This is a genomic window from Streptomyces canus (assembly GCF_041435015.1).
In the GTDB taxonomy this organism is placed as follows: Bacteria; Actinomycetota; Actinomycetes; order Streptomycetales; family Streptomycetaceae; genus Streptomyces; species Streptomyces canus_G.
The window spans coordinates 10,102,853-10,124,844 of sequence record NZ_CP107989.1; the positions used below are offsets into that span (position 1 = coordinate 10,102,853).

At 70.2% G+C, this 21,992-nt stretch carries 13 protein-coding genes and 1 pseudogene; 7 read left to right on the forward strand and 7 right to left on the reverse strand.

What is annotated here, in order from left to right:
- Positions 1-121 precede the first annotated feature (121 nt).
- Together OG841_RS46060 and OG841_RS46065 are read right to left on the reverse strand one after the other, a co-directional pair.
- Positions 122-865, reverse strand: coding sequence for a transposase (locus OG841_RS46060; RefSeq protein ID WP_371571022.1), 744 nt, complete (start codon positions 863-865; stop codon positions 122-124).
- Between the two features lie 207 nt (positions 866-1,072).
- Positions 1,073-1,576 carry a GNAT family N-acetyltransferase gene (locus OG841_RS46065; protein ID WP_328635880.1) on the reverse strand — a complete coding sequence of 168 codons (504 nt, stop codon included), beginning with the start codon at positions 1,574-1,576 and terminating at the stop codon, positions 1,073-1,075.
- Positions 1,577-1,824: 248 nt separating this feature from the next.
- Between OG841_RS46065 and OG841_RS46070 the strand changes: the two genes are divergently transcribed.
- The gene (locus tag OG841_RS46070) at positions 1,825-2,685 is read left to right on the forward strand and encodes an alpha/beta fold hydrolase (RefSeq protein ID WP_371570280.1); all 861 of its coding nucleotides are present in this window, start codon (positions 1,825-1,827) and stop codon (positions 2,683-2,685) included.
- 180 nt (positions 2,686-2,865) lie between these two features.
- Positions 2,866-3,066, forward strand: a pseudogene (locus OG841_RS46075) (NF041680 family putative transposase); the annotation flags it as partial.
- Between the two features lie 436 nt (positions 3,067-3,502).
- Here OG841_RS46075 and OG841_RS46080 read toward each other — a convergent pair.
- Positions 3,503-5,083, reverse strand: a complete 1,581-nt coding sequence (locus OG841_RS46080) for a glycoside hydrolase family 43 protein (RefSeq protein WP_371570283.1) — start codon at positions 5,081-5,083, stop codon at positions 3,503-3,505.
- A gap of 460 nt (positions 5,084-5,543) precedes the next feature.
- Entirely contained in the window at positions 5,544-7,544 is a 2,001-nt protein-coding gene (locus tag OG841_RS46085) for an RICIN domain-containing protein (RefSeq protein ID WP_371570286.1), read from the reverse strand.
- Positions 7,545-8,166: 622 nt separating this feature from the next.
- On the opposite strand from OG841_RS46085, the gene OG841_RS46090 reads away from it, so the two are divergent.
- On the forward strand, positions 8,167-8,520 hold the full coding sequence (locus OG841_RS46090) for a transposase (RefSeq protein ID WP_371570289.1): 354 nt from the start codon (positions 8,167-8,169) through the stop codon (positions 8,518-8,520).
- 82 nt (positions 8,521-8,602) lie between these two features.
- Here the strand turns inward: OG841_RS46090 and OG841_RS46095 are convergent, their stop codons facing one another.
- Positions 8,603-9,124 (reverse strand): hypothetical protein, encoded by a 522-nt coding sequence (locus OG841_RS46095; protein WP_365122932.1) that lies wholly within the window; start codon positions 9,122-9,124, stop codon positions 8,603-8,605.
- An 821-nt stretch (positions 9,125-9,945) separates the two neighbouring features.
- Here OG841_RS46095 and OG841_RS46100 point away from each other — a divergent pair.
- The 4 genes from OG841_RS46100 (at position 9,946) to OG841_RS46115 (ending at position 20,355) form a co-directional block, all read left to right on the forward strand.
- Complete coding sequence (locus OG841_RS46100) at positions 9,946-11,970, forward strand: hypothetical protein (RefSeq protein WP_371570292.1); 2,025 nt, start codon at positions 9,946-9,948, stop codon at positions 11,968-11,970.
- 5 nt (positions 11,971-11,975) lie between these two features.
- Positions 11,976-13,613, forward strand: a complete 1,638-nt coding sequence (locus tag OG841_RS46105) for an amino acid ABC transporter substrate-binding protein (RefSeq protein WP_328635873.1) — start codon at positions 11,976-11,978, stop codon at positions 13,611-13,613.
- A gap of 647 nt (positions 13,614-14,260) precedes the next feature.
- Positions 14,261-17,485 carry an FtsX-like permease family protein gene (locus OG841_RS46110; protein WP_371570294.1) on the forward strand — a complete coding sequence of 1,075 codons (3,225 nt, stop codon included), beginning with the start codon at positions 14,261-14,263 and terminating at the stop codon, positions 17,483-17,485.
- Between the two features lie 35 nt (positions 17,486-17,520).
- Positions 17,521-20,355: a hypothetical protein gene (locus OG841_RS46115; RefSeq protein ID WP_371570297.1), complete on the forward strand. Its 2,835-nt coding sequence runs from the start codon at positions 17,521-17,523 to the stop codon at positions 20,353-20,355.
- Between the two features lie 13 nt (positions 20,356-20,368).
- Here OG841_RS46115 and OG841_RS46120 read toward each other — a convergent pair whose 3' ends face one another.
- Both OG841_RS46120 and OG841_RS46125 read right to left on the reverse strand, forming a co-directional pair.
- Positions 20,369-21,337: an ABC transporter ATP-binding protein gene (locus tag OG841_RS46120; RefSeq protein WP_371570300.1), complete on the reverse strand. Its 969-nt coding sequence runs from the start codon at positions 21,335-21,337 to the stop codon at positions 20,369-20,371.
- Positions 21,338-21,824: 487 nt separating this feature from the next.
- Positions 21,825-21,986 carry a hypothetical protein gene (locus OG841_RS46125; RefSeq protein WP_328635869.1) on the reverse strand — a complete coding sequence of 54 codons (162 nt, stop codon included), beginning with the start codon at positions 21,984-21,986 and terminating at the stop codon, positions 21,825-21,827.
- Positions 21,987-21,992 lie beyond the last annotated feature (6 nt).

Here is a 21,992-nt window from a genome sequence, read left to right on the forward strand (position 1 = left end):
CGGCAGGCGGTCGCAGCTGCATGAACGCAGTCTGTCCGTCAGGTTCTGAGGCCGGGTAAGGGGCACAGACGCCTTCGGCAGGCGCAGGCCGGTGTCAGCTACAAGACGGGGGCGCTTGGTTTCACCCACCTGAACTGGTCAGTGAAACCTGGAAGCCGTATCTCAACCGAACCCGATCCGTTGAATTCTGCTGGTCAGGCATGGTGTGGCTCGGAATGAGAGAGGCATCCGGCGTCTTGTTTCCGCTCCGCGAGCGAAGGGTGCGCGATGGCGTCGGTGCGGGGAATGCTGGAGGAGCGGGAGACAGCGGCCCGTATACGGGTGGAAGGGCTACGGGAGGAAGCCGCTCGGCTGGCTGAGGTGTTGGAGGCCGCCGAGATCGGGCTGGCCAGCGGGTGATCGCGCGGGAAGAGCTGGTCGAAGCCCTGGCAGCCTCGGTTGCCGAGACCACCGCAGGGACCCAGGCCGAGGAGAAAGCGGTGCTGTCGCTCGCGCCGGCGCCAGGGCTCGACGGTGCCGCCCTGGCGGGAAGGGCTGCCGGTGACGGTTCTGGCGCCGGACCATCAGCGCATTCTGGGCGTGTGGGAACCGCGGCGATCCACGGGTCACGGACCGTGCCGCGCAGCCGGTCGTGGAACTCGGCGATCAGCCCGTGCTCGCGCCAGCGGCGGAAGAAGGTGTAGACCCGGGCCCATGCGGGGAAGTCGGCGGGCACGGCCCGCAATGAGATCCCGCCCGCGACCAGGTAGCGGATCGCGTCCAACTGCTGCCGGTGGCAGTAGCCCTCGGGCCGTCCACCCCGCCCCTGGAACCAGGCCGGCACCGGCAGCAACGGCCGGCCGGCCACCCACTCCGCGTCCGTCATGTCCGACGGACACTCGCGCACCCGGTCCGGATGGTCGGCCGTGTTGCCGTACACGTGCGCAAGGCAATCGCACGACACGGCGGGCGAGTTGAAGTCAACGTGCTCGGGCACGTACCGCCCTGCTTTCACGCGCGGATACCGCCGCAGTCACCCGATCGAGACTCCCGTTCGATCGACAGCCTTCGAGATCGGTACGGGCACAACCACTTACGTGTCGGGATGCTCCGGCAGGGCGAGCCAGTCCGACCAGGAGATCTCGCGGCCGAGGAAGCGCGGCTGCTCGAAGGGCCAGTCGGCGACGATCCACTGCGGCACCAGCGCGTCGAGGGCCTGCTCGACCTTGCTGCCCACCAGCTCGTCCACTACCCACCAGGAGATCTCGCCGTCCGCGTCGGCCCTCTCCGGTGGGTCGATGTAGACACAGCCGAGCAGAGCTGTCTCCGCCGCGTCGAACAGCGCGTAGTTGAAGGACTGGTGTGCGGCGATCTCCTTCTCGTGCCGCAACAGGTCGGCCTGGTCGGCCTCGTAGGTCATGGTGGCCGCGGGCCAGCCCCAGGCCGGGCCGAAGATGGTCCACAGCCGCTCGCGCGAACCCATCACAGCCGGATAGTCGAGCGGGGTGTCCGCCTCCCGGATCGGCCGCAGGTGATGACCACCGCCCGGCAGCGGTACCAGGACGGGGTGGACGAAGTCATCGGGAAGCCAGCTCATGGAGCCCGACCGTAGCAGCGCGCGGCCGTCCGCTCCCCTGGATTTTCCCCGCATACCGCCAGGCCCTGCTCTCATGCCGGGCAGGCGAGCGCGATCCCCGCAACTACCGGGCTTTTCTCGGACTGGCACCCGCCCTGTTTTGCTACAAAACGACGCGCCCGCCTCACCACGTAGGACACGGTCTTAGCACGCTCTTTAACCTTTGGCGGAGCCTCAATGACACCGGTAGGTTCTCCGCGGTGACCTTGATGGAGACGCAGGGCCTCGCGTCGATGACCGACGAGGCGCAGTTACGTTGGATGGCGTTGGGCGACACGACTCGGCAGCCGCCGGTGGTCATGCTCCACGGCGGTCCGGGGCTGCCGGACTATCTGGGCGATGTCGCCCCCATGGTCGCGGACCTCGCGCCCGTGTACCGATACGACCAGCGTGGCACAGGCCAATCCCCGTGGCAGGGCCGCCATTCCTTCGCCCGGCATGTCGACGATCTCGCCGAGCTGCTCGACGCATGGGACGTTCCCAAGGCCGTGCTGATCGGGCACTCCTACGGCACTGATCTGGCGAGCCGGTTCTGTCTGACACATCCTGACCGGGTTGCCGCGATGCTGCTGATGTGCGGGCCGTTCGTCGGTGATTGGCGTACCGGGGACCGAGCGGAGCGCGGACGCCGCATGTCCGCAGCCCAGCAGGAGCAGCTCCGCGCGTTGGAGGAGTTGCCGCACCGCACGGAGGAGCAGGAAGTCGAGCTGCTCACCCTGGCCTGGTTCACCGACCACGCCGATCCCGAACGCGGGTGGCACTGGGCAGCGCAGGGTGCCCGGCGGCGTCGCCCCATCAACTGGGCGATGAACAGCGAGCTCGGCAAGGAAGGCCGCGCGGACCCGCTCGATGAACATCTTGCCGAGCTCCGCGCATGCCTGCCCGCGCGGGCGGAGCTCCTCGGTGGAGCCGACGACCCCCGTCCTGTGGCGGCGCTTGAAGTACTCGCACTCAGGCTCGACATTCCGCTGACCCGGGTCGACGACGCCGGGCACGAGCCCTGGTTGGAGCAGCCCAACACCATGCGGGCGCACCTTCGGCGCTTCGTGCAACGCACGGTGGGCTCATAGGGCTTCGACCGGATTGCCGGCCGGCCTCATCCCCGGCTGTCGGCATCGCGGCAGGGCTGGCGTCGAAATGGTCCTCGAACCAGGCCGCTCACCTGGGTGTTCGCCGGACACCGAGGCGGCCTTCATCTGATCATGTGCTCCGACCAAGGACACACATGAGCACGACGAAGGCCGTTGAAGGTGAGTTTGCTGCCTGATCATGTTCCAGGGGAGGCGTTCGCGAAAGCGTCACGCTTCCGGGAGGGTTTACTCGACTGCCCGACCACGCGGGGGGACGAACTGTTCGACCTCGCCGACGCGTTGCTGCGCGCGGGCGGACCGGTGACGGCGCCGGTCGACCTGACGCTGGTGGCTGAGCACCCGCGCGGACACGGCGCGATGTAGGCATGTCCGTGTCGGCGAGTTGGGATCGTTGTTGTCGCTCGTTCTTGTGGTCGTCGTGACGCGAGCGGGAGCATGGTGCGCGAGGCGCGCAGCGCGGGGGCGCCTGGGCCCCCGTTGAGTTTGTTCCGCTTTTGACGGGCGCCATCGGTGTGGTGGCGGTGGCCAGGCCGCGAGTGCGGTCTCGTACTCGGCGGGACTGCGGTAGCCGAGGCTGCTGTGCAGTCGGTGCAAGGTGTACCAGCCCTATGGTGGCGAAGAACGACCCGGCCGCTGCCGTCCGCGAGAGCGTCGCCAGCCCGCGGGCCCTGGAGGAGCGCGCCGCGCGGGTGCCGCTGGACGAGCTGCGCGAGCGCAGTTCCGGCACGACGCGATGGCCGTGCAACGCATCGTGCGCACCGCGCTGTTCGGCTGGGGGCCGGACTGCATCGGATGGTCAGGGCGTGCTCAACTCGAAGCGTTCCACCAGCACTTCGCCGCCGAGGGCCTGGGTGGCGTGGTTGAAGACGGCGAAGCGGTAGCCCAGGAAGAACTCCCACGCGTTGGTCATGGTGAAGGCGGGGCCGAGCGGGGTGAAGGTGGTGCCGTCGGTGCTGTAGGAGAACGTCGCCTGGCGGCCCGATTCCGGGCTGATGTCGGCGGTGGCGCGCAGCCAGACGCGGCTGCCGGACGCGGGGAGGTCGGCGCGGGCCTGCTCGGTGCCGGTGCCGGTGGTGTTCCAGCTGGCGTCCATGGTCAGGCCGTCGAACATCACCAGCCTGCTGACGCCGTTTTGCCGCGTGACGCCGATCCAGGCGGAGGAGTCGCGCAGCATCGCCAGCCCGGCCCGGTCGCCGTCCGCCATCCCGGAGCAGTCGAGCACGACGGTCGCGGTGGAGGCGGGACCCTGGATGCGGCGGGTGAGGGTGTTACGGGCGTTGTAGAGGTCGTCGGTGACGGTGGCGGTCCTGAGGGTAAGCCCGTTGTCGACGGTGAACGCGGCGGTGTCGGGGTTGTGGTTCCACTCCCAGTACGGCGCCAGCGCCGTCCCCTCGAAGGTGTCGGAGCCGGTCATCGGCGGGAGCGGGTGCGGGGTGACCGGGTAGGGGTATGTCTCGCCCCACGCGCCGTCGACGAGCTGGAGCTCGGGCCAGCCCTCGGCGTCCCAGGTGACCGGGGCCAGGGCGGGGACGCGGCCGCCGGGATAGGCGTCGATGAAGCCCATGTAGTACCAGTCGCCGTTCGGGGTGTCGACCAGCGCGCCCTGGTGCGGCACGCCGCCGCCAGGGATCGGGCGGGGCAGGTCCCACAGCACCTCCCGCATCTCGTACGGGCCGAAGGGGCCTGAGGTGGACTGCCAGATGTACTGCCCGGCGGTGCCGTCGGCCGGGCGGGTGACGAAGATGTAGTAGTTCCCGTTGATCTTGTAGAAGCGGGAGCCCTCCATCAGGCCGAACTCGTCGGGCTTGGTGAGCACGTGCTCGGACCTGACCTCGGTGCGCATGTCCGGGGCGAGCTGCGCGACGTGGATCTCGTTCGCGCCGTACGCCACGTACGGGGTGTCGTCGTCGAAGAGCAGCCCCGCGTCGTAGTAGATGCTGCCGATCTCGGCGTGCCGGGTCCAGGGGCCCGCCGCGTCGGTGGCGCTGTATACGTACGACCGCTGGAAGCCGATCTGGCCCAGCCAGTAGAAGGTCTTGTCGCTGGGGCGGTAGCGCATCGAGGACGCCCAGATGCCCTGGACGTACGCCCGTCCGCCGTTGAGGTCGTATGCGTCGCCGAAGTCGAGGACCGGCACCGAGTGGCCGATGAACTCCCAGTTGACCAGGTCGTAGGAGCGCAGGACGGGCGCGCCCGGCGAGTAGTGCATGGTCGAGCCGGTGTAGTAGTACGTGTCGCCGACGCGGATGACCTCGAGGTCGGCGAAGTCCTGCCAGATCACCGGGTTGGTGAACTGCTCCTGCTGGGCCGTCGTGGCCGCCGCCGCGCGCATCGCCGGCAGTGTGGCGCCCGCGACCAGGCCGGCGGTGGCCGCCATGACTCTCCGGCGGCTGTGGGGGTGTTGGAGCCAGGACATGCGAGATCAGCTTCCTCACGTGTGGGGGACCGAGAGCGAAGTTCGAGATATCGGACATCATTCTGACTGTCGAACGGGAATATAGGAGGAGGCAGAAGGGGTGTCAACACCGGGCGATCAGCGGGTGGTTGGCGGCTCGCCCAGCCAGGGACATGGGCAAAAGTGGCCGCACGGTCGGACTGCGGAAATCGAACGCGGTGCTGACCCGCACCGCGAAAGAGCAGCCCTCGCCCGTCATGGTGAGAGCACGAGACCCCGGCCCTCTGCGGCCGGGGTCTCTCTGTGCTCTGTCACCCGGTCCGACGGCGGATGTCGTGATCTTCAGGGTCCGGACTCCCAGACCATGGACGACCTGCGCACGTGACCGGCGAGGGCGATGCCGTGCCCTCGCCGGTCATGCGTCACGCTCCTTCCGTGGACGTCAGTTGAGGGTCCACTTCTGGTTGTTCTGGCCGTTGCAGGTCCACAGGATCAGCTTGGTGCCGTTGGCGGTCGCCGCGTTCGAGGCGTCCAGGCACAGGCCCGACAGGTTGTTGGTGATGGTGCCGCCCGAGTTGACGGTCCATTTCTGGTTGGTGCCGCCGGTGCAGTCCCAGATGATGACCTTCGTGCCATTGACGGTGCCCTGGTTGTCGGCGTCAAGGCACTTGTTGCCGTAGACGACGAGTTCACCGCGCGAGGTCTGGGTGAAGGTCTCGTTGCGTCCGCCGGAGCAGTCCCAGATCTGTGCCTGAGTGCCGTTGGCGATGGTGTTCTTGTCAATGTCCGCGCAGCGGTTGGAGGCGGAGCCGACCAGGGCGACACCGTCGGTGCCGGGGATGCTCTGGACGCGGACGGCGTCGATGTCGGGTGCGGTGCCGGCGGAGACGGTGGCGAACTTGACCGTGTTCGCGCCCTTGGCCAGGTGCGCCAGTACGGAGACCGTCCGGTACGTGGTGGCCGAGCCGGTCGGCGGGAAGGCCACGACGTACTTGTACTGGCCGTTGACCTGGACGGTGGCCTTGCGGGTGGTGGTGCCGCCGTTGGCGTAGGTGATGTCCACCAGCTTGGTGCCCGCCGTGGTGGCGGTGACGCCGCTGAACGTCGGGGTGGTGGCGGTGGTGGTGTCCTCGAAGGTGGAGCCGGAGGCCTCGGTGCCGGAGACGGTCAGGAGTACCGCGTCGTTGGCGGGGACGGAGGTGGTGTAACCGGTGGCGGACGTTCCGGCATCGGTGCGGGTCCAGGCGTTGCGTACGGTGGCGGAGGCGGTGGTCAGACCGAGGTCGGCCCAGCGGACGGTGAGGTTCGCGGCGGAGCCGGTGCGGTTGAACAGCATCACCGCGCGCTTGCCGGTGCCGGACAGCACCTTGCCGTACACCTGCAGGCCCGGGGTGTCCTCGGCGACCTTGACGCCCTGGAGGCCGCGTGGGTCCTGGTCGATGGCGAGGACCTCGGGGTTGGTGAAGATGTCCCGGGTCTCCGTGGTCATCGTGGCCAGGTTGTTGCCGGCCAGGAGTGGAGCGCCCAGGATCGACCACAGGCTCATGTGGAGCCGGTTCTGTGCGGCGCTGAGGCCGTTGATACCGACCATGAGCATGTCGGGGTCGTTGGTGTAGCCGGTGTGCTGGGCCGCGGGCTGCTGGGCCTTGTCGAAGTTGGCGTACATGTTCGTCAGGCTTGGCGTCTGCCGGTAGAGCAGCACGTCGGAGCTGGTGCGCCACAGGTCGCCGTAGCCGGTCGCCCAGTTCCAGGGCAGTCCGGTGCCCCACTCGCAGAACGACAGCACCAGCTTGCGGCCGGTGACGGCGCTCGCCGCCTCGTTGGCGGCGGCGATCTGCTTGTACTGAGTCTCCTGGTCCAGGCCCTCCTTGTCGCCGCCGCACCAGTCGATCTTGACGTAGTCGAAGCCCCAGCGCTGGAAGGTCTCCAGGTCCTGCTGGTAGTGGCCCTCCATGCCGGTGTTGGGCGCGGCAGGGCGAGTGGTGGGGAAGTAGTAGCCGCAGCCCTGCTTGCCTGCGTCGGTGTAGATACCCGCCTTGAGGCCCTTGCCGTGGATGTAGTCGGCGATGGCCGACATGCCGCCGGGCCACAGGTTCTCGTCGACGACGATGTTGCCGTTCGCGTCGCGGGCGCCCTGCCACCAGCCGTCGTCGAGGTTGACGTACTTGTAACCGGCGGCCGCCATGCCGGAGGAGACCAGGGCGTCGGCCTGCTGCTTGATGACGGTGGAGTCGATGCTGCTGAAGAAGGTGTTCCAGGACGCCCAGCCCATCGGCGGCGGGGTGACACCTGTCTGGCTGGTGCTCACGGCGGCCGGTTCGGCGGACAGGGCTGCAGACGGCTCCGCCCGGTCGAGGCTCGCCAGACCGGCGACGGCGAGGCCGACGGCGAGGACCTGCGCGGTGACGCGTCGTATCCATCTGCGTGCAGGGGTGGGGGACATGCGGCTCTCCAGGGGAAGGGAGGGCTGACGGTCAGGTGCGGCCGGTCAGGGACATGCCTGCGCCATCGCCCGTCGCGTCCGGAATATCGGACCGAGGTTGGGAAGGCGATGAGAAAAGTACGAGGTAAGGCGACGAGTGGTCAATGTTTCTGTCGTTTCCCGTTTGATTTTGTGTGACTCCCCTTCCCGGTGGGGTCGGAGCTCTGGCGTGGTCGTGTTGGACTGGTCGAGATGCGCGATCGAATCCGTGAGCCCGGGGCGGCAAGGGGGGGGGCCACTGACAGGACCACGGTGTCCAACCGGTTCAAAGACCTGCCGACGGGATGTGTCGGGCCCACCGGAGATGCGTGGGCCCGGTGATCCCGTTTAGCGTGAACTGGCTGGCGATCGTCAGCCGCATGCGGTGAACACACTGGAGTACCGATGGCTCTGCCCGCATGGCTCACCGCCGCCCTGGGACAACACCCCGATCACCTCACCGAGGACGATCCGAACCGCGCGGTTGAAAGCCACGTGCCCGAGAGCGTCGACCTGACGGGAAGAAGGATTTCTCCCCGGACGCCGACGGGGGCAAGAAGGAACTCGCCAAGGACGTGTCCGCCAGGCCGACACCGCCGGCGGCATGGTCATCGGCGTCGACGACGGCCATCAGGGCCACGCCCAATCCGCGTCGCGGAGCGAGCAGCAGCCCCGGGAATGGCTCTCGCGTTACTCGCTGCGGGCCGCCATCGAAAGCACGATCAGCGAGTTCGTCAACGGTCACGGCATGCGGCAGCGCCGCTACCGCAGCGAAGAGAAGGCCCACGTCCAGCACGTTCTGACCGCCATCGCGGTCAACCTCGAACGCATCGGCGTCCACTTGCCGCCAGCACCTGCCCGGCAGCCCCGGAACCCAACCGCACTTCAGGGCTTCTTCGACTGGCAGCGCATCCCCCGCCCGCGGTACTGGCGCGTCGCCACTCACCCCGCGGGCTGAGGCGATCGTTCTCAAGGTGGTGCTCACCAACTTGCACCGGACTGTGCCCGAGCCGAAGCTGGCGAAGGAGCAGCACCCACCGTCAGTTCGTCAAATCTCCATGATCACTGGACAGGCCCGCTGCAGCCGCCCAGAAGAAGACGTGCCCGCACCTGGGGGACGGCATTCGCGAGCGTTCGGCGAGGACGTTCAGCGCACGGCGCACTTCTGCGCTCAGTTGGAAAAGCCGACGGCTGTACGGCCCATCCCTGTAGGTGTACAGCCGGAAGACCTTGACGGCCAGTTCGTCGCGGCCGTCGGCGAAGGTGTCCGGGAGCCCGGCGAGCAGCTCGAAGTCGCGTTTACGGGTTGCGGCGTCAGCCACCGAGCTCAAAGGCAGGACGTCAAATTCTGCGGCAGACACGGAAGTATCGACGGCGACGGCATGGGCGGCGAGGGCCACGAAGACCTCGATCAGTCGCTCGCCTTCCACGACGTCGATACCCCAGGCACCCAGGCGCTCATGACGACGGGCCCGGCGCCATTCCTCCTCGTCCACCACCGGCAGCAGGAGCCGACCCAGGTGCGCGCAACGACGCCACAGCATGTCGTGATCGGAGGTCACGGTCGACTCCCTGGAGCGAGAACACATGGGGGCCGAGGCTCAGCCCGCGCGGCGCAGGCCCTCCAACTTCCCACTGCGCACAGTTCACGTACAGAGCGGAAGGCAAGATCCCCGACAGCGTCAGGCACTTGATGTCCGAGGCCACTGTGGCTGCGTTCACGGAGGATGCGAGCTGGTAGACGGTGGTCCTGCACGGGCCGTGGACGGTCAGGCGTAACGGGTTCTCACCGGGATGAGCACCGATGATGCGGGCGAGTTCCTTCACGGTTCGCTCGTTGATGCGGTGATAGGGCAGCGCCAACTGCACCACATGCGCGCCGGCACCCTGGCTGACGACGACTGGACCCGCCTGGGCCGCCGCATTCCGGACGTCAGCGCTCTGCGCGTTCGACAGCCCGCAGCAGACGGCGCGATCTTGGGCAGAGCGTTCCCATCGCCGGACGCGATGGAAGCCGAGACTCCGTCACCTACGACGTCATGCCGAGCGCCGACCCCACGTGGCCGTTTTCATACCCTCCGGGCCTCCTGCCCATCGGCCCCCACCGCGCGCCATGAAGCAACGACATGAGACATCTGAATCCCCGCCACCAACTTCCCTTCACATAACAGCCGTTGTCCTGGCTGAAGGTCCCGTGTTCCACTAATCTCCATCCACCACTTCGATCACCCGCTCCCGGGCGGGAGAACATCCACGGGGGAGATGCGTGTATGAGGACTTGGGTTTCGAGAAACTCCTCGACGCGGACGGTTTCTTCGCACGCCTGTTAGGGCGCTCGCCAACGGGTGCCGCCTGTAAGGCGTTGTTCGGCCCTGACCTGCCCGTGGTGCTACTCACCGGCGGTCCGGGGATGGGCAAGGGGCGGCTGCTGCGGGCGGTGCACAACCGTTTCGCCCGCCACGTGCCGGTGATCCATCTGGACTGCGCCTCACCGGTGTACGCGGACCAGGCCAGGCCGGAGCCCGGTGCCCGCTCGGCGGTGACCGAGGCCCTTGTCGAAGCCGCCCTGCTGCTGCACACCTGGCGGGGAACGGGAGGCGCGTTCACCTTCCCTCGGTTCTTCGCAGGCTTGGCGGTGATCGCGACCGGCGTCGCCGACGGCACCCCTGCGGCGATCAGGACAGAGGTCGAGCGGTACGAGGAGCTGCTCCATCCGCCGCGCCTGCGCGGTCTGGGAGTACGCGACTTCTGGCGCAGCGTGCTCCTCGGGGCCGTACGGAAAATGCTGGAGGTCCTGGCCGGACAGACCATCGGCTCGTATGGAGCCGCCGCGCTCACAGCGCTGCTCGACGCCCTCTTCGAGCGCGTCACGCCCCGGGGCGAGGCGGAACTGACCCGGATCTACGGCGAGTATCCCGGCGCGGCCGGCCAGCCCAAGCACGGGCTGCGCAGGCTCGCCACCGACTTCCAGGCGGCCGGCGAGCGGCGGGAGGACGCGGAGCGCTTCCTGTTCCGGGCGCTGCGCGAGGATCTGGAGGCGGCGTACGGCGGTCTGGGGGGCTGGCTGGGCCGGGTCGGCCGCCCGGGACTGCTGCTGGACCACGCAGAAGAACCGCTGGGCGAGCGGCTGTTGCGCGCCGTACTCACCGACCGCCGGGACGGGCAGCGCGACCGCGTGGTGATCGTAGGCACGGCACGCCGGGCGGACGGCGGCGAATTCCTGCACGGGGGTCTGCCACCGAGGGAGGTCGCAGCGTTCCGGCCCGCTGACGGGGTGCCGGCCACCTGGTCCCGCCGCAGGGACCGAGAGGAGGACCGGGGCCCGCTGTCCGCCGGGGTGCTCATACTGCGGATGCCTTTCCTCACCGGCGACCAGCTCCGCAAAGCGACCGAGCGCATACAGCTGGGCGCGGAGCGGGAGGGCGGTGCGCACCGCCGGCGTATCACCGCCGCCGTGGCCCAACTGAGCGGCGGACGGCCGCACACGGTGATCCGGCTGGCCACCGCTGCCGCCGACCACCGGATGGAGACGGACGCCAACGACCGGGCCATCCTGGACGCGGGGCTGCACCACCCGGACGGCGCCCCCGAGCGGCCGGTGACGGACGTACTGCTTCAGGAGCTGATCCTCGGCCAACTGCCGGTGCGGCTGCCGGACGAGCACCATGACCAGTGGCTCGATCTCCTCACCCATCTGTCGGTGGCGCACGACCCGGAGTGCGCGGACGTCCTGCTGCGCCAACACCAGGCGGGCCGTGTCCTGCGCCTGACGGCACATGAGGTCGCGCGGCTGCTCAACGACACCGGGTGGCCCAGCTGCGAGCGGCACTTCATCGGGGACTTCGGCCTGCGCCAGCTGCTGGTGCACCGGCTGTACGGGCTGTCGCGCGACGGAGCCGCCTGGTACACCGACCACCATCTGCTGTGCGCCCACTATGCCGTGGGTGCGCCGAGCGGCGGTGCGTTCCATTCGGTGACCACCCACCAGATGAACCACCACCTTGTCTCCGGCGGCATCGACGACGTGGTACGCCACCTCACCGCCACCCTCCCCGGCCGCTCCCGGCAGTGGTGCGGGGAACTACTGGAGATCGCCCAGGCGCCGTATCCGGGCGGGGCGGACGAGCGCCGCAAGCGCGCCCAGGGTCTGGTACAGGTCGACGGACCACCACTGCGCCGCACCGTCGACCAACTTCTGCACGCCGTATGGCTGTGCGAGGAACGCACCAGACCGACCGGGGGTGAAATGGCCCGCACGCTGGAGCAGTTGCTGCGGCAACTGTCGACCATGGACTTCGACGGCGCCGGAGAACTCGGCCCGATAGCCACCGAATGGAGCCAACTGGCCGCGAACGAGCAGCCGTTGCTCCGCTGCGACTGCACCGATCAGCTCGGCCGGAGGAGGTGACGGGGATGCCCGGCTGGATACCCAGGTGGAACAGACTGCCCAGGTGGGGAAAGATCCTCTACGCGCTGGCGGGCGTGGCGGTGCTCGTGGCCGCCGGCGTATTCGGCGTTCCCGCCCTCCAGAAGCCGGACACCTGCCACCACGGTGTCGAGAAGATCGGCGGCGAGTGCATCGGCGTCGACGGCGCGGGCTACGACTTCGGCACACCGGAGATCAGCGCCGTGGCCAAAGCCATCTCGGAGGAGAACAAGAGGATCGCGAACCAGCCCCATGTCACCGTGGCGATGATGCTTCCGCTCCATTCGGACACGGCGGGGCTGAGGCGGCAGATGCGCAGCGATCTCCAGGGCGCGTATCTGGGACAGCGACAGGCCAACTCGGGCATGGGCCAAGTACCCAGGATCCGGCTGATGCTGGCCAATCCCGGGCTGAACTACGGCCATCAGGACAAGATCGTGAGCGCACTGCTCGACATGGCCGAATCCGACAAGGACAAGCTGCGAGCGGTCACGGGCTTCAACCTCACCCTCGACGCCACCGAGAAGGCCGTGGAACGTCTGACGGAGAACGGTGTCCCGGTGCTCGCCTCCCGGATCAGCGGAGACGGGATCGCGAACGTCGAGGGAAAGAAGCAACGATTCCCCGGCCTGGCCCGGATCATCCCCACCAACGGCAACGCGGCCGAGGCCCTGGCCAACTTCAACGGCGAGCGGGGCCGGGAGGACGCCAGGACGGTGCTGGTCTACGACGACCGCCCGGACGCCTACGTCCAGTCGCTGGCGAGCGCCTTCCATGGGATCAAGGAAACGGGTCCAGCCGGTCCCGACGATATGCCCTTCACATCCCCAGGCATCGACGAGGCCGGCTCGACCGGCAGCCAGTTCGAGCAGATCGCCAACAACATCTGCGGTTCCACGGCCGACACGGTCTACTTCGCAGGGCGCACGCTGCACCTGCGGATCTTCGCGCTCACGCTCGCCAGGCAGACCTGCGCGAACCGGCACTTCACCCTGGTCAGCGGCTCCGACGCCGCCTCGCTGCGGCAGGCCATGTCTGAAAGGGACTGGGCGCAGTTGCGCGGCGAGGACGGCGCGGCGAAGGTGACGGTCCAGTACGCCGCCCCTGCGCACCCGGCCGCCTGGGACACCGAACTGGCCGCCTGGACCAAGCAGTGGAAGGAGACCCACCACCGCGAGCCCACCGCGAACGAACTCCCGCAGTACCTCACGGAGCCCAAAGCGGCCCTGGACGGGCTCAGCGACCTGATCAAGAGCACGAGCAAGGCGGGCACGGACCTCGGCTCCACCCCGAACCTGGAGGACTCCCGCACCATGCTCGTCTACGACGGCCTCGTGACCATCGGCACCGCTCTGCACGCGGTACAGGGCAACGACGCCGAGCAGGCGCCCAGCCTCGCGGACGTCCGCCAGGAGTGGTCGAAACTCCAGTCGGTGCACCGGGTGCGGGGCACGAGTGGCCTGATCTGCCTGACCAGCGGCGGGAATCCGTACGACAAGCCGGTCGCGGTGGTCGAACTGAACCCGGGCCAGGGCGTGCGCGGCACACTGAAGTTCGTCGGTCTGGGCTGGCCCACCGGCAAGGAACAGCCGAAGAACTGCGTCATCCCGAGCGGCACTTCCTGAGGGACGTCCTCAAGGAGATCAACGACCGGCACTTCGGGGCCACGCCACCCAGCCGCGGCAAGGACGTCGCCACCGGGGTGCTCGTCACCCGGGCGGAAGCCACAGACGGCGCGATCATCCCCTTGCGGATCACCGTCCGCAACGTCTGCCCGACCTGCGGTGGGAGTTACTCGCTCCGCTCATACCGCAGGCTGCGACTGGCCGGCCGCGGGCGTCGGACCGGCAGGTCATTGGCGTGCCGGGTGCGCCGTCCCGCGCCGCCGTGTCGGGCCCCGTGTCCTACCCCTGTTCCTCCCCGCAGCTCGTCCCCCGCGGGCCTCGGCCCGATCGTCCCGGCTCGCCCGTCCACGCTCCCAAGGGGACAACGGTGTCGCGGCGACCGCCTGTCCGGCGGGGGAGCCGGGGGCGGGCGTCCGAGGCATCATCAGGAGGCGATCAGCGATTCTTGTGTGGTTGCGGGGACGCCTGGTAGGAATGTGACGCGCCGTCACCGTCACATGTTCGATTCTGCGGGGGTTCATGTGGTCGCCACGGCCTTACCGTCTTCGCCGCGGCGACGCCCGGGAGCTCCGCGCCCGGCTCGGCGGCGGCTTCCCGCCGTTGTCAGGCGGGCCACGCGGCACGGGCTGGTGCTGGGCGCTGTCGCGGTGACCGTGCTGCTGTGTGCGACGGCGCTGGCCGCGCTCGCGGCGCTGGCCGGGAGTTCGGTGCAGGCCGGGGCCGTACGGCGGCTGGCCGCCGACCTCGACGCGCAGGTGGACGTCAGCGCGTCCTTCCGGGCCGGGGGAATGGCCGCCGCCGATCGAGATGTGCGGGCCGCAGCCGAGCGGGTGTTCGCGGGGGTGCCACAGCGGACCTATGTGGGTCTGCTGGGCGTGTCGCCGGTCTCGGTGACAGGGATTGACGGGGTGGCCGGCCCGCCGCGCGGGCCTGGGAGCAGTGGGCTGCACCCGGTCGCGGTGCAGGACGGGGGCAGGTTCGGACAGTTGGTCGCCGGGCGGTGGCCCGCCGGCACGGCCGACGCCCCGGCCGACGCGTTCACCTCGCTCCCCGATGTCCGGGTGGCCACCGGATCCACCGCCCCGGTCGACGCGGCGGTGCCCGAGGTGTTGGCCAAGCGCCTGGACATCAAACCCGGTACCGGTCTTCAGGTGCAGGACGCCTTCGGGCGCGCCATGACCTTGCGGATCACCGGTGTCTTCCGGGCGAGTGGTGCCGTCGGGTTCTGGCCCGCCATGGCCGGTGACCTGGCCCGGGGCCAAACCGCCGACCAGCGTTTGCTGGTGGTGTCGGCGTCGGCCCTCAACGGCAGTGCCGTTCTGAACGGACAGCTGACGGCCCACTGGAGTGTGCAGCCGGACTTCTCCCCTATCGACGCGGACAGCCTCCCCGGGCTGCACGACCGGCTGCGTGCCTTCTCCGGCAGCCAGAGCCGCGTGTCGGTGTTCCGCGGGCGGCAGCCGTCACTGGACGACCTGAGGGTGGCCTCCGGCCTGCCGGACGCGATCGACGACCTGACGGTTCCGGTGGTGGCGGCCCGGTCCTCGCTGTACCTGCCGAGCGTGATGCTGGCGGCCCTCGCCCTGGCCACCCTGGTGCTGGCCGCCCGTCAGTTGACGGTGCGTCGGCGCGATGAGCTGGCCCTCCAGCGGGCCAGAGGCGCCGGCACCCTGCGGTTGCTGCGCGGGGCGGCGGCCGAGTGGGCGCTCACCGGCGTCCCGGCCGCCGTCGCCGCGCCCTTCCTGGCCGGACTGCTGCACCCCGGCAGCCGCGGTACCGGCGCGTGGGCGGCGGTGGGTCTGACCCTGCTGGTGCACGCCGCGGCGGTGCTGCTGCCCGTACTGCCGTCGCCGCGGACACTGCCGGCCCGCGGCGCACGGGCCGCCGCCGCGCAGCGGCTCGGCGCCGACCTGGCGCTGGCGGCGGTGGCCGTCCTGGGGTATCTGGAGTTACGGCGGCACCACTCACTGCTCGCCGGCCTGGGCAGTGGCAGCGCGTCAGCGGACCCGGTGCTGGTCCTGGTGCCGGCCCTGGTGGCGGGCACCGGAGCGCTCCTGCTGCTTCGACTGCTGCCGCTGACCTCTCTCCTGCTGGACGCGTTCGGCCGTCGCAGCCGGGGACTGGTCCTCGCGCTGGCCGGGTGGCAGTTGAGCCGACGAGCCGCCCGCAACGCGGGACCGGTGTCGCTGATGTGTCTGGCCGTGTCGGTGAGCGCCTTCGCCACCACCGCGCTTGCCTGCTTGGGCGGCCTGGCGTCCGCGGAGGCCGCGTTCACCGTCGGCGCCGACGTGCGGATCTCCCCGTCCGCAGCCGACAGTTACCCATCCTCCGCACTGGCCACCGCTTATCGCGCACTGCCCGCGGTGACCGCCGTGACACCGGTGACACGGTCGACGGTGAACCTGCCCGGCGGCGCCACCGAAGACCTGGTGGGCACCATCGGCGGGCCCGCCCCGCGCACCCCGTCACCGGACGTCTTCGGGATACGGCTCCCCGGGCGTCCGACCGCGCTGCTGCTGGACGAGCGGCTGAGCAGTGACGGCAGCCGGGCGGGGCCCAGCCTGGTCCTGACCGTGCAGGACGCGACCGGCCTCGTCAGCACCGTGACGACACCTCTGCCCGCCGCCGACGGAGCCAGGCACACCATCGTGGTCCCCCTTCATGTGGCGCTGAGTGGCGGCCATCCGCGGGAGTATCCGCTGACGGTGACCGCCGTCAGCGTCCTGCCGCAGCCGAACGTACGTCCCGCACGACTGGACCTGGAACTGATCCGGGTGGGCGCGCGCGGCACCGCCGACGCCTGGGGCCCCCGACTGCCCGGTGGGCAGGTCTGGGGCAATGGCACGGACCACGCCTCCGACTCCACCGCGGGGGCGTGCGAAGGAAAGTCGACCGGCGGCTACGAACTCGGCACTCCCGGGGTGTGCTCCATCAGCTCCGGCGGCTCCGAGGTGCTCCGGACCACCATCAGCACCGGCATCCGGGCCTCTCAGGCCGTCGATGACGCCTTTGGTGGCGACCTGCCCGACAGCGACTACGCCACCCGGCCCGGCAGCCAGGTGCGACTCGTGGCGGGCCCGGCCGGCCGGCCGGGCCCGCTGCCGGTGCGCGCCGACGCCCCGACGTTGCGCGATGCGCGCCTGGGCGTGGGCAGCACCACCACGCTCGATCTGGGCGGCGCCCGGATCATCGCCAAGGTGGTGGGCCGGGTCGACTCGCTGCCCGGACTGGGCCGCGGACAGGGGCATCTGATCGCCGACCAGCGCCAACTCGCCACCGCGATGACGCGGGCCGGTGCAGACCAGGAGGATCCCGCGTTCTGGTGGCTCAGCAGCACCGACAGCGCGCGCACGGCCTCCGCCGCCGAGGCGCAGCCCGCGCTGGGCCGCGTCACCACCACGGCGGGTACCGCCGCTTCCCTGCAGGCCGACCCGTTCCGCAGCGGGCTGCGCCGGGTGCTGGAACTGGTCCGGTATCTGGCCCCCGGTTTCGCGGTCATCGCCTTCACCGTGCACGCGGTGGTCTCCACCCGGCAGCGCCGCAAGGAGTTCGCCCTGCTGCGGGCCATCGGCGTCCGTGCCGGAAGCCTGTCCGCGCTGCTGGGCGCCGAGCAACTGGGTCTGGCGCTGTTCGCGATGGTCCCGGGAGCGCTGATGGGCATGGCCCTGGCGTCGGCGGTGCTGCCACTGGTCACCGTGGACGACAGCGGACAAACCCCCTATCCACCGCTGCCGCTGGTCATCCCCTGGGGCACGGTGGCGCTCACCGCGGTGGCGACCGCTGCTGCCATCAGCGCGGTCGTGCTGGCGCTGGCCCGGCTGCTGTCCCGAGTGGACCTGGCGCGTGTGCTGCGAGCAGGGGAGGACCGTTGAGACTGACGGCCGGACAGGACCGGAAAGGGCGGACGGTGACGCGAACCGTCGGCGCGGGCGCAGCGGTGACGCGGCGCCTGATACGCAAGGAGACCCGCGGCGATCTGCCGCTGCTGGCCTGCCTGGCGGTGGTCGTCCTGGGGCTGACAGCGCTCTGCGCGTGGGTCCCCGCCTTCGCGGGCGGTCAGGAGGACCAGGCACTGCGCCGGCGTGTCGACGCCTCGCAGGCCCAAGCGCCCCTGATCAGCCTGAGCACCACTCCTGAGGTCTTCGACACCGTGCCGCCCGCCATGGACGCGGCCGGCCTGCTCGACGCCGGCCGCACCCTCACCGAGCAGCTCAGCGGCCCCGCCGCGCGGCAGGTGACCGTCACCGGTGGCAGCTACGACTACGACAAGGCGTCCCTGATCTCACCGCGGTCGCCGGGGCCGGCGAACACCAGCACCCAACTGCAGGTCAGCTATCTGCCGTCCGCGCGTGCCCATCTGCACTACGTCAACGGCCATGCGCCGGCCGACCACACACCGCCGGGCACCGCGCCCCAGATCGGACTGTCGCAGGCCACCGCACAGGCGCTCGGCGTCCGGGCCGGCAGCCGGCTGACCCTCGAGTTCGCGAAGACGCTCGGGGTACAGAACGCACCGCCCCGCGCGGGGCTGCTGGTGAGCGGCGTCTACCGCACCACGGCCGCGACCGACGGCTTCTGGTCGGGCCGCGAGACGCTCGACCAGCCCTCCCGCTACCCGGCCGAGCACTCCGCCGGCACCGTGCTCGCCGTCCGCGGCCTCGTCGGCCTCGACGCGGCCGACCTGCTGGCCGGCGCCGGGGTGGGTGGCCCCCGGGTGACCTGGCAGTTGCGCGCCAACCTGTCCGGAGCGGCGCTCGACCAGGCCCGCGCATTGACCGGTCCGCTGTCCCACTACAGCGCGGACCTCAGCGACTCCCTGTGCCAGGGAGTCGACACGACCACCGGCGACCTCAGCTGCCATGTCGGCGGCCAGGCCACCGGGGACCTTCTGGTGATCGACTCCCTGACGCCCCTGCTCGCCGACTTCACCGCTCAGGACCAACAGGCCAGGGAACTGGCGACGTTCGCCGTCGACGCGCTGGCCGCGGTCGCAGTGGCCACCGTCACTGTCGCGGTACGGCTGCTGCTGGGCCGGAGAGAGGCGCACCTGCGGTTGCAGCGCGCGCGGGGCGCGTCCACCGTGCGGCTGGTGCTGCTGCGCTGCGCTGTGGCCTGCCCAGTGGTGCTGATCGCCGCACTGCTCGGCTGGGCGGCCGGAGGGGCCCTCGCTCCCACCGGCACGTCCGGATCACCGCAACCGATGCTCGCCGCCCTCGCCGCAGCGGTGGTGGCGCTGACGGTGCCGCTGCTGACCTGGCTCGCGGTCCGTGAGCCGCGCAGACCCGGCCGACTGCGGCGCTCACGCCGGAACATCGCCATCGGCCGGCGCGTGGTCCTGGAGCTGACGGTGCTGGTCACGACGGCGGCGGGCGTGGTCGCGCTGCGCTCGCAGGGACCGGACGGGATTCTGGGCGCGGTGCCGGTGCTGGTCGCGCTGACCGTCGTACTCATCCTGCTTCGGATCTACCCGCTCGTGCTGCGCCTGGTGCTGCGGGGGACCCGGCGCGGCCGGGGAGTGGTGGGCTTCGTCGGAGCGGCCCGGGCCGCCCACGACGCCCCGGCGACGGGGCTGGCCCTGTTCGTCCTGGTCCTGACCCTGGGGACGGCCGTGTTCGGCGGCCTCGTGCACCGTACGATTGACGACGGCCTGGCCACGGGGGCGGCCTGGGCCACCGGCGCCGACGCGAGCGCGACCGTGGCCGGGACCGTAACCTCAGCACCGGACACAGGCACGACCGGAACACGGACCGCCCTCCAGCATGTGTACACCCTCAGCATGGCAGGACAGGCCGACGGCGCGGAGATCTCCCCCGTCGCCGTGATCACCGTGAATCCCCGGCAACTGGCCGCCCTCGCCCCGAAGTCGCCGATGGCCGGAACTTTGCTGGCCCAGCTGACCACCCCGACGGGAGCCCGAGCCGACGCGAACACCCCGCTGCCGTCCCTCCTCTCGCCCGGCCTGCGGGAGAGCGAGCGCACCGGCGGATTCACCGCCACCGTTGTGCCCGACGGGCAGCGCCCAAGGGACCTGATCTTCAAGCCGGTCGGCACCCTCACCGCCGCGGAACTGCGCGACCCGCTCCTCGGGCCGGCCACGGCGCAGATCCCCGCCGGGACGCCGATGCTGATCACCACCACCACAGCCGAACAGCTGATGCCCCATCAGTCCTCGGGAAGCACCGTCCTGCTCCTCAAGGGCGACACTCCCACCACCGCCGAACCCGCCGCACTGCGGTCGGCGGCGGCCAAGGCGCTCGGGCCACTGGCCCGGATCCGCGTCCGCTCCGAGACGCTGAGCGCCCTGCGCACGGACGGCCTGACGCGGGGACTCGGCACGATCTACACCACCAGCTCGATCCTGGCCGCCCTGTCGGGCCTGCTCGCGCTCATCCTGGAACTGACCCTCACCTCCCACGAGCGCAGCCGCACCACCTCGTTCCTGCGCACCCTCGGACTCGGCGGCAGGGAAGCCGGAACACTGCACTGCCTGCAACTGCTGCCGCCGGCGGTCGCCTCAGCGGTGGGCGGCACGCTGCTCGGGCTGCTCGAACCGCGGCTCATGGCGCGGACACTGGACCTGCAGCAGTTCACCGGAGGCCCCGCCCAACCGGCACTGCACACCGACTACACACTGACCGTCGCCCTCGTCGCCGGCGTGACCGCGCTGATCCTGGCCGCCGCGGTCACCGAGGCCGTCCTCGCCCGTCGGCGCGGGCTGGGAGCCGTACTGCGCCTCGCGTGAAGCCTCGACGCGATCAGTGTTCGGGACCACCGTCGGCCGCATCCTGGGCGGCGGACCGTGCCCGGCGCGCGGCCTCGTCGGGCCACACACCGACGTGGTCGCTCTCCAGGACCAGCCGCACCCGCTTGCGCAGGTGCAGCCGCTCGGTGAACTCGCCCGGCAGCTGCAGCCGACCACTGCCGTCCAGTACCGCGTACTCCTCGGCGCTCAGCACCTCGACGCCGTCCTCGCCGGTGGCGACGCGGCGCACTACCTCCGTCGAGGTGCGGCCGTCGCGGATCCCTACGGTGCGCTGCACCTGCTCGGACACCAGCGCGTCGTGGGTGACCACGACCACGGTGACACCCAGGTCCTCGTTGGCCCGGCGCAGCGCCGCGAAGACCTCGTCGCTGGTGGCGGTGTCGAGTTGGCCGGTGGGTTCGTCGGCGAACAGCACCCGCGGGTCGTTGGCGTTGGCGACGGCGATGGCGACCCGCTGCTGCTCGCCACCGGAGAGCGTGTCGGGGGTGCGGTCCCGGCAGTGCCCGACGGACAGCAGATCGAGCAGTTCCTCCGCCCGGCCCCGGCGCCGGGACCGCTTGATCCCGGCGTACGTCATCGGAAGCATCACGTTCTCCGCCGCCGAGAGGTAGGGCAGCAGATTGCGGGAGGTCTGCTGCCAGACGAAGCCCACCGTGCGGCGCCGGTAGCTGAGCCGCTCGCGGCGCTTCATCGACAGTAGGTCGTATCCAGCGACCTCGGCGGCACCGGCGCTGGGCACGTCCTGGCCGGAGAGTATGCCCAGCAGGGTGGACTTGCCGGAACCGGAGGCCCCGATCACCGCGATCATCTCGCCCTGGGCCACGGCCAGGTCGAGACCCTGGAGAGCCTGTACTTCGACGCCCTCGGCCTGATAGATCCGCACAAGATTCTCGCAGACCACCAGCCCGGCCTCGCGTTGCGGGACGGCGGTGGCTGCCGCACGCCGACGCAGCTCGTCCAAGTCCGGTGCTGCAGAGGGCTGTTCGTGAACCGGCACACGGTCCCCCGAGGAGATGAGATCTGCGGACAACGCTGTCGGGCAGTCGCCAGGATAATGCGGAAGTCCGTACGAGGGCACGCTCGGCCGGGTCAGTGGAGGCACCGCGCTTTCGCCGAGCCGCTCGCACAACTGACCGCCCCGTACGTGCACTTCACCACACGATGACTCCTCTCCTCGGTGACCGCCACCGCCTTGGTCCGGTGAGGGCGGAGGTGCGCGAGTCCCTGGAGCTCTACGAACCGAGTACCTTTCGGGCCACCGTCCCCCCCGTTCTCCTATGGATCTAGGGTCCGTCTTCAAACGGATCTTGCCCAGAGCAGGAGTGCTGCGAGTGTGACCGCCGCTTCTCAGGAGGTGGCGGTCCTCGTATCGGGTGGCGATGCCGCGGAAGCCTTTGAGCCGGTTGAAGCAGCGTTCGACGCAGTTGCGTCGGCGGTAGACCTCTCGGTCAAAGCGTGGTGGCCGTCCACCGCGATCCGCTCAAGGAGCGGACGAGCCAGTCGATGTCCCCGGCCGCGTCCGCCTGGGCCTGGATCTGCTGCAGGGCCTGGGTGAACACGCCGTCGTAGTAGCGGCGCGAGTGGGTCTCGCCGCATCCGTAACGAGGCACCCCGCA

Excerpts from the sequence above, each read along its gene's own strand:
- OG841_RS46060 (WP_371571022.1), bottom strand. The coding sequence starts at position 865 with ATGACGGACGCGGAGTGGGTGGCCGGCCGGCCGTTGCTGCCGGTGCCG.
- OG841_RS46065 (WP_328635880.1), bottom strand. The coding sequence starts at position 1,576 with ATGAGCTGGCTTCCCGATGACTTCGTCCACCCCGTCCTGGTACCGCTG.
- OG841_RS46070 (WP_371570280.1), top strand. The coding sequence starts at position 1,825 with ATGGAGACGCAGGGCCTCGCGTCGATGACCGACGAGGCGCAGTTACGT.
- OG841_RS46080 (WP_371570283.1), bottom strand. The coding sequence starts at position 5,083 with ATGGCGGCCACCGCCGGCCTGGTCGCGGGCGCCACACTGCCGGCGATG.
- OG841_RS46085 (WP_371570286.1), bottom strand. The coding sequence starts at position 7,544 with ATGTCCCCCACCCCTGCACGCAGATGGATACGACGCGTCACCGCGCAG.
- OG841_RS46090 (WP_371570289.1), top strand. The coding sequence starts at position 8,167 with ATGGTCATCGGCGTCGACGACGGCCATCAGGGCCACGCCCAATCCGCG.
- OG841_RS46105 (WP_328635873.1), top strand. The coding sequence starts at position 11,976 with ATGCCCGGCTGGATACCCAGGTGGAACAGACTGCCCAGGTGGGGAAAG.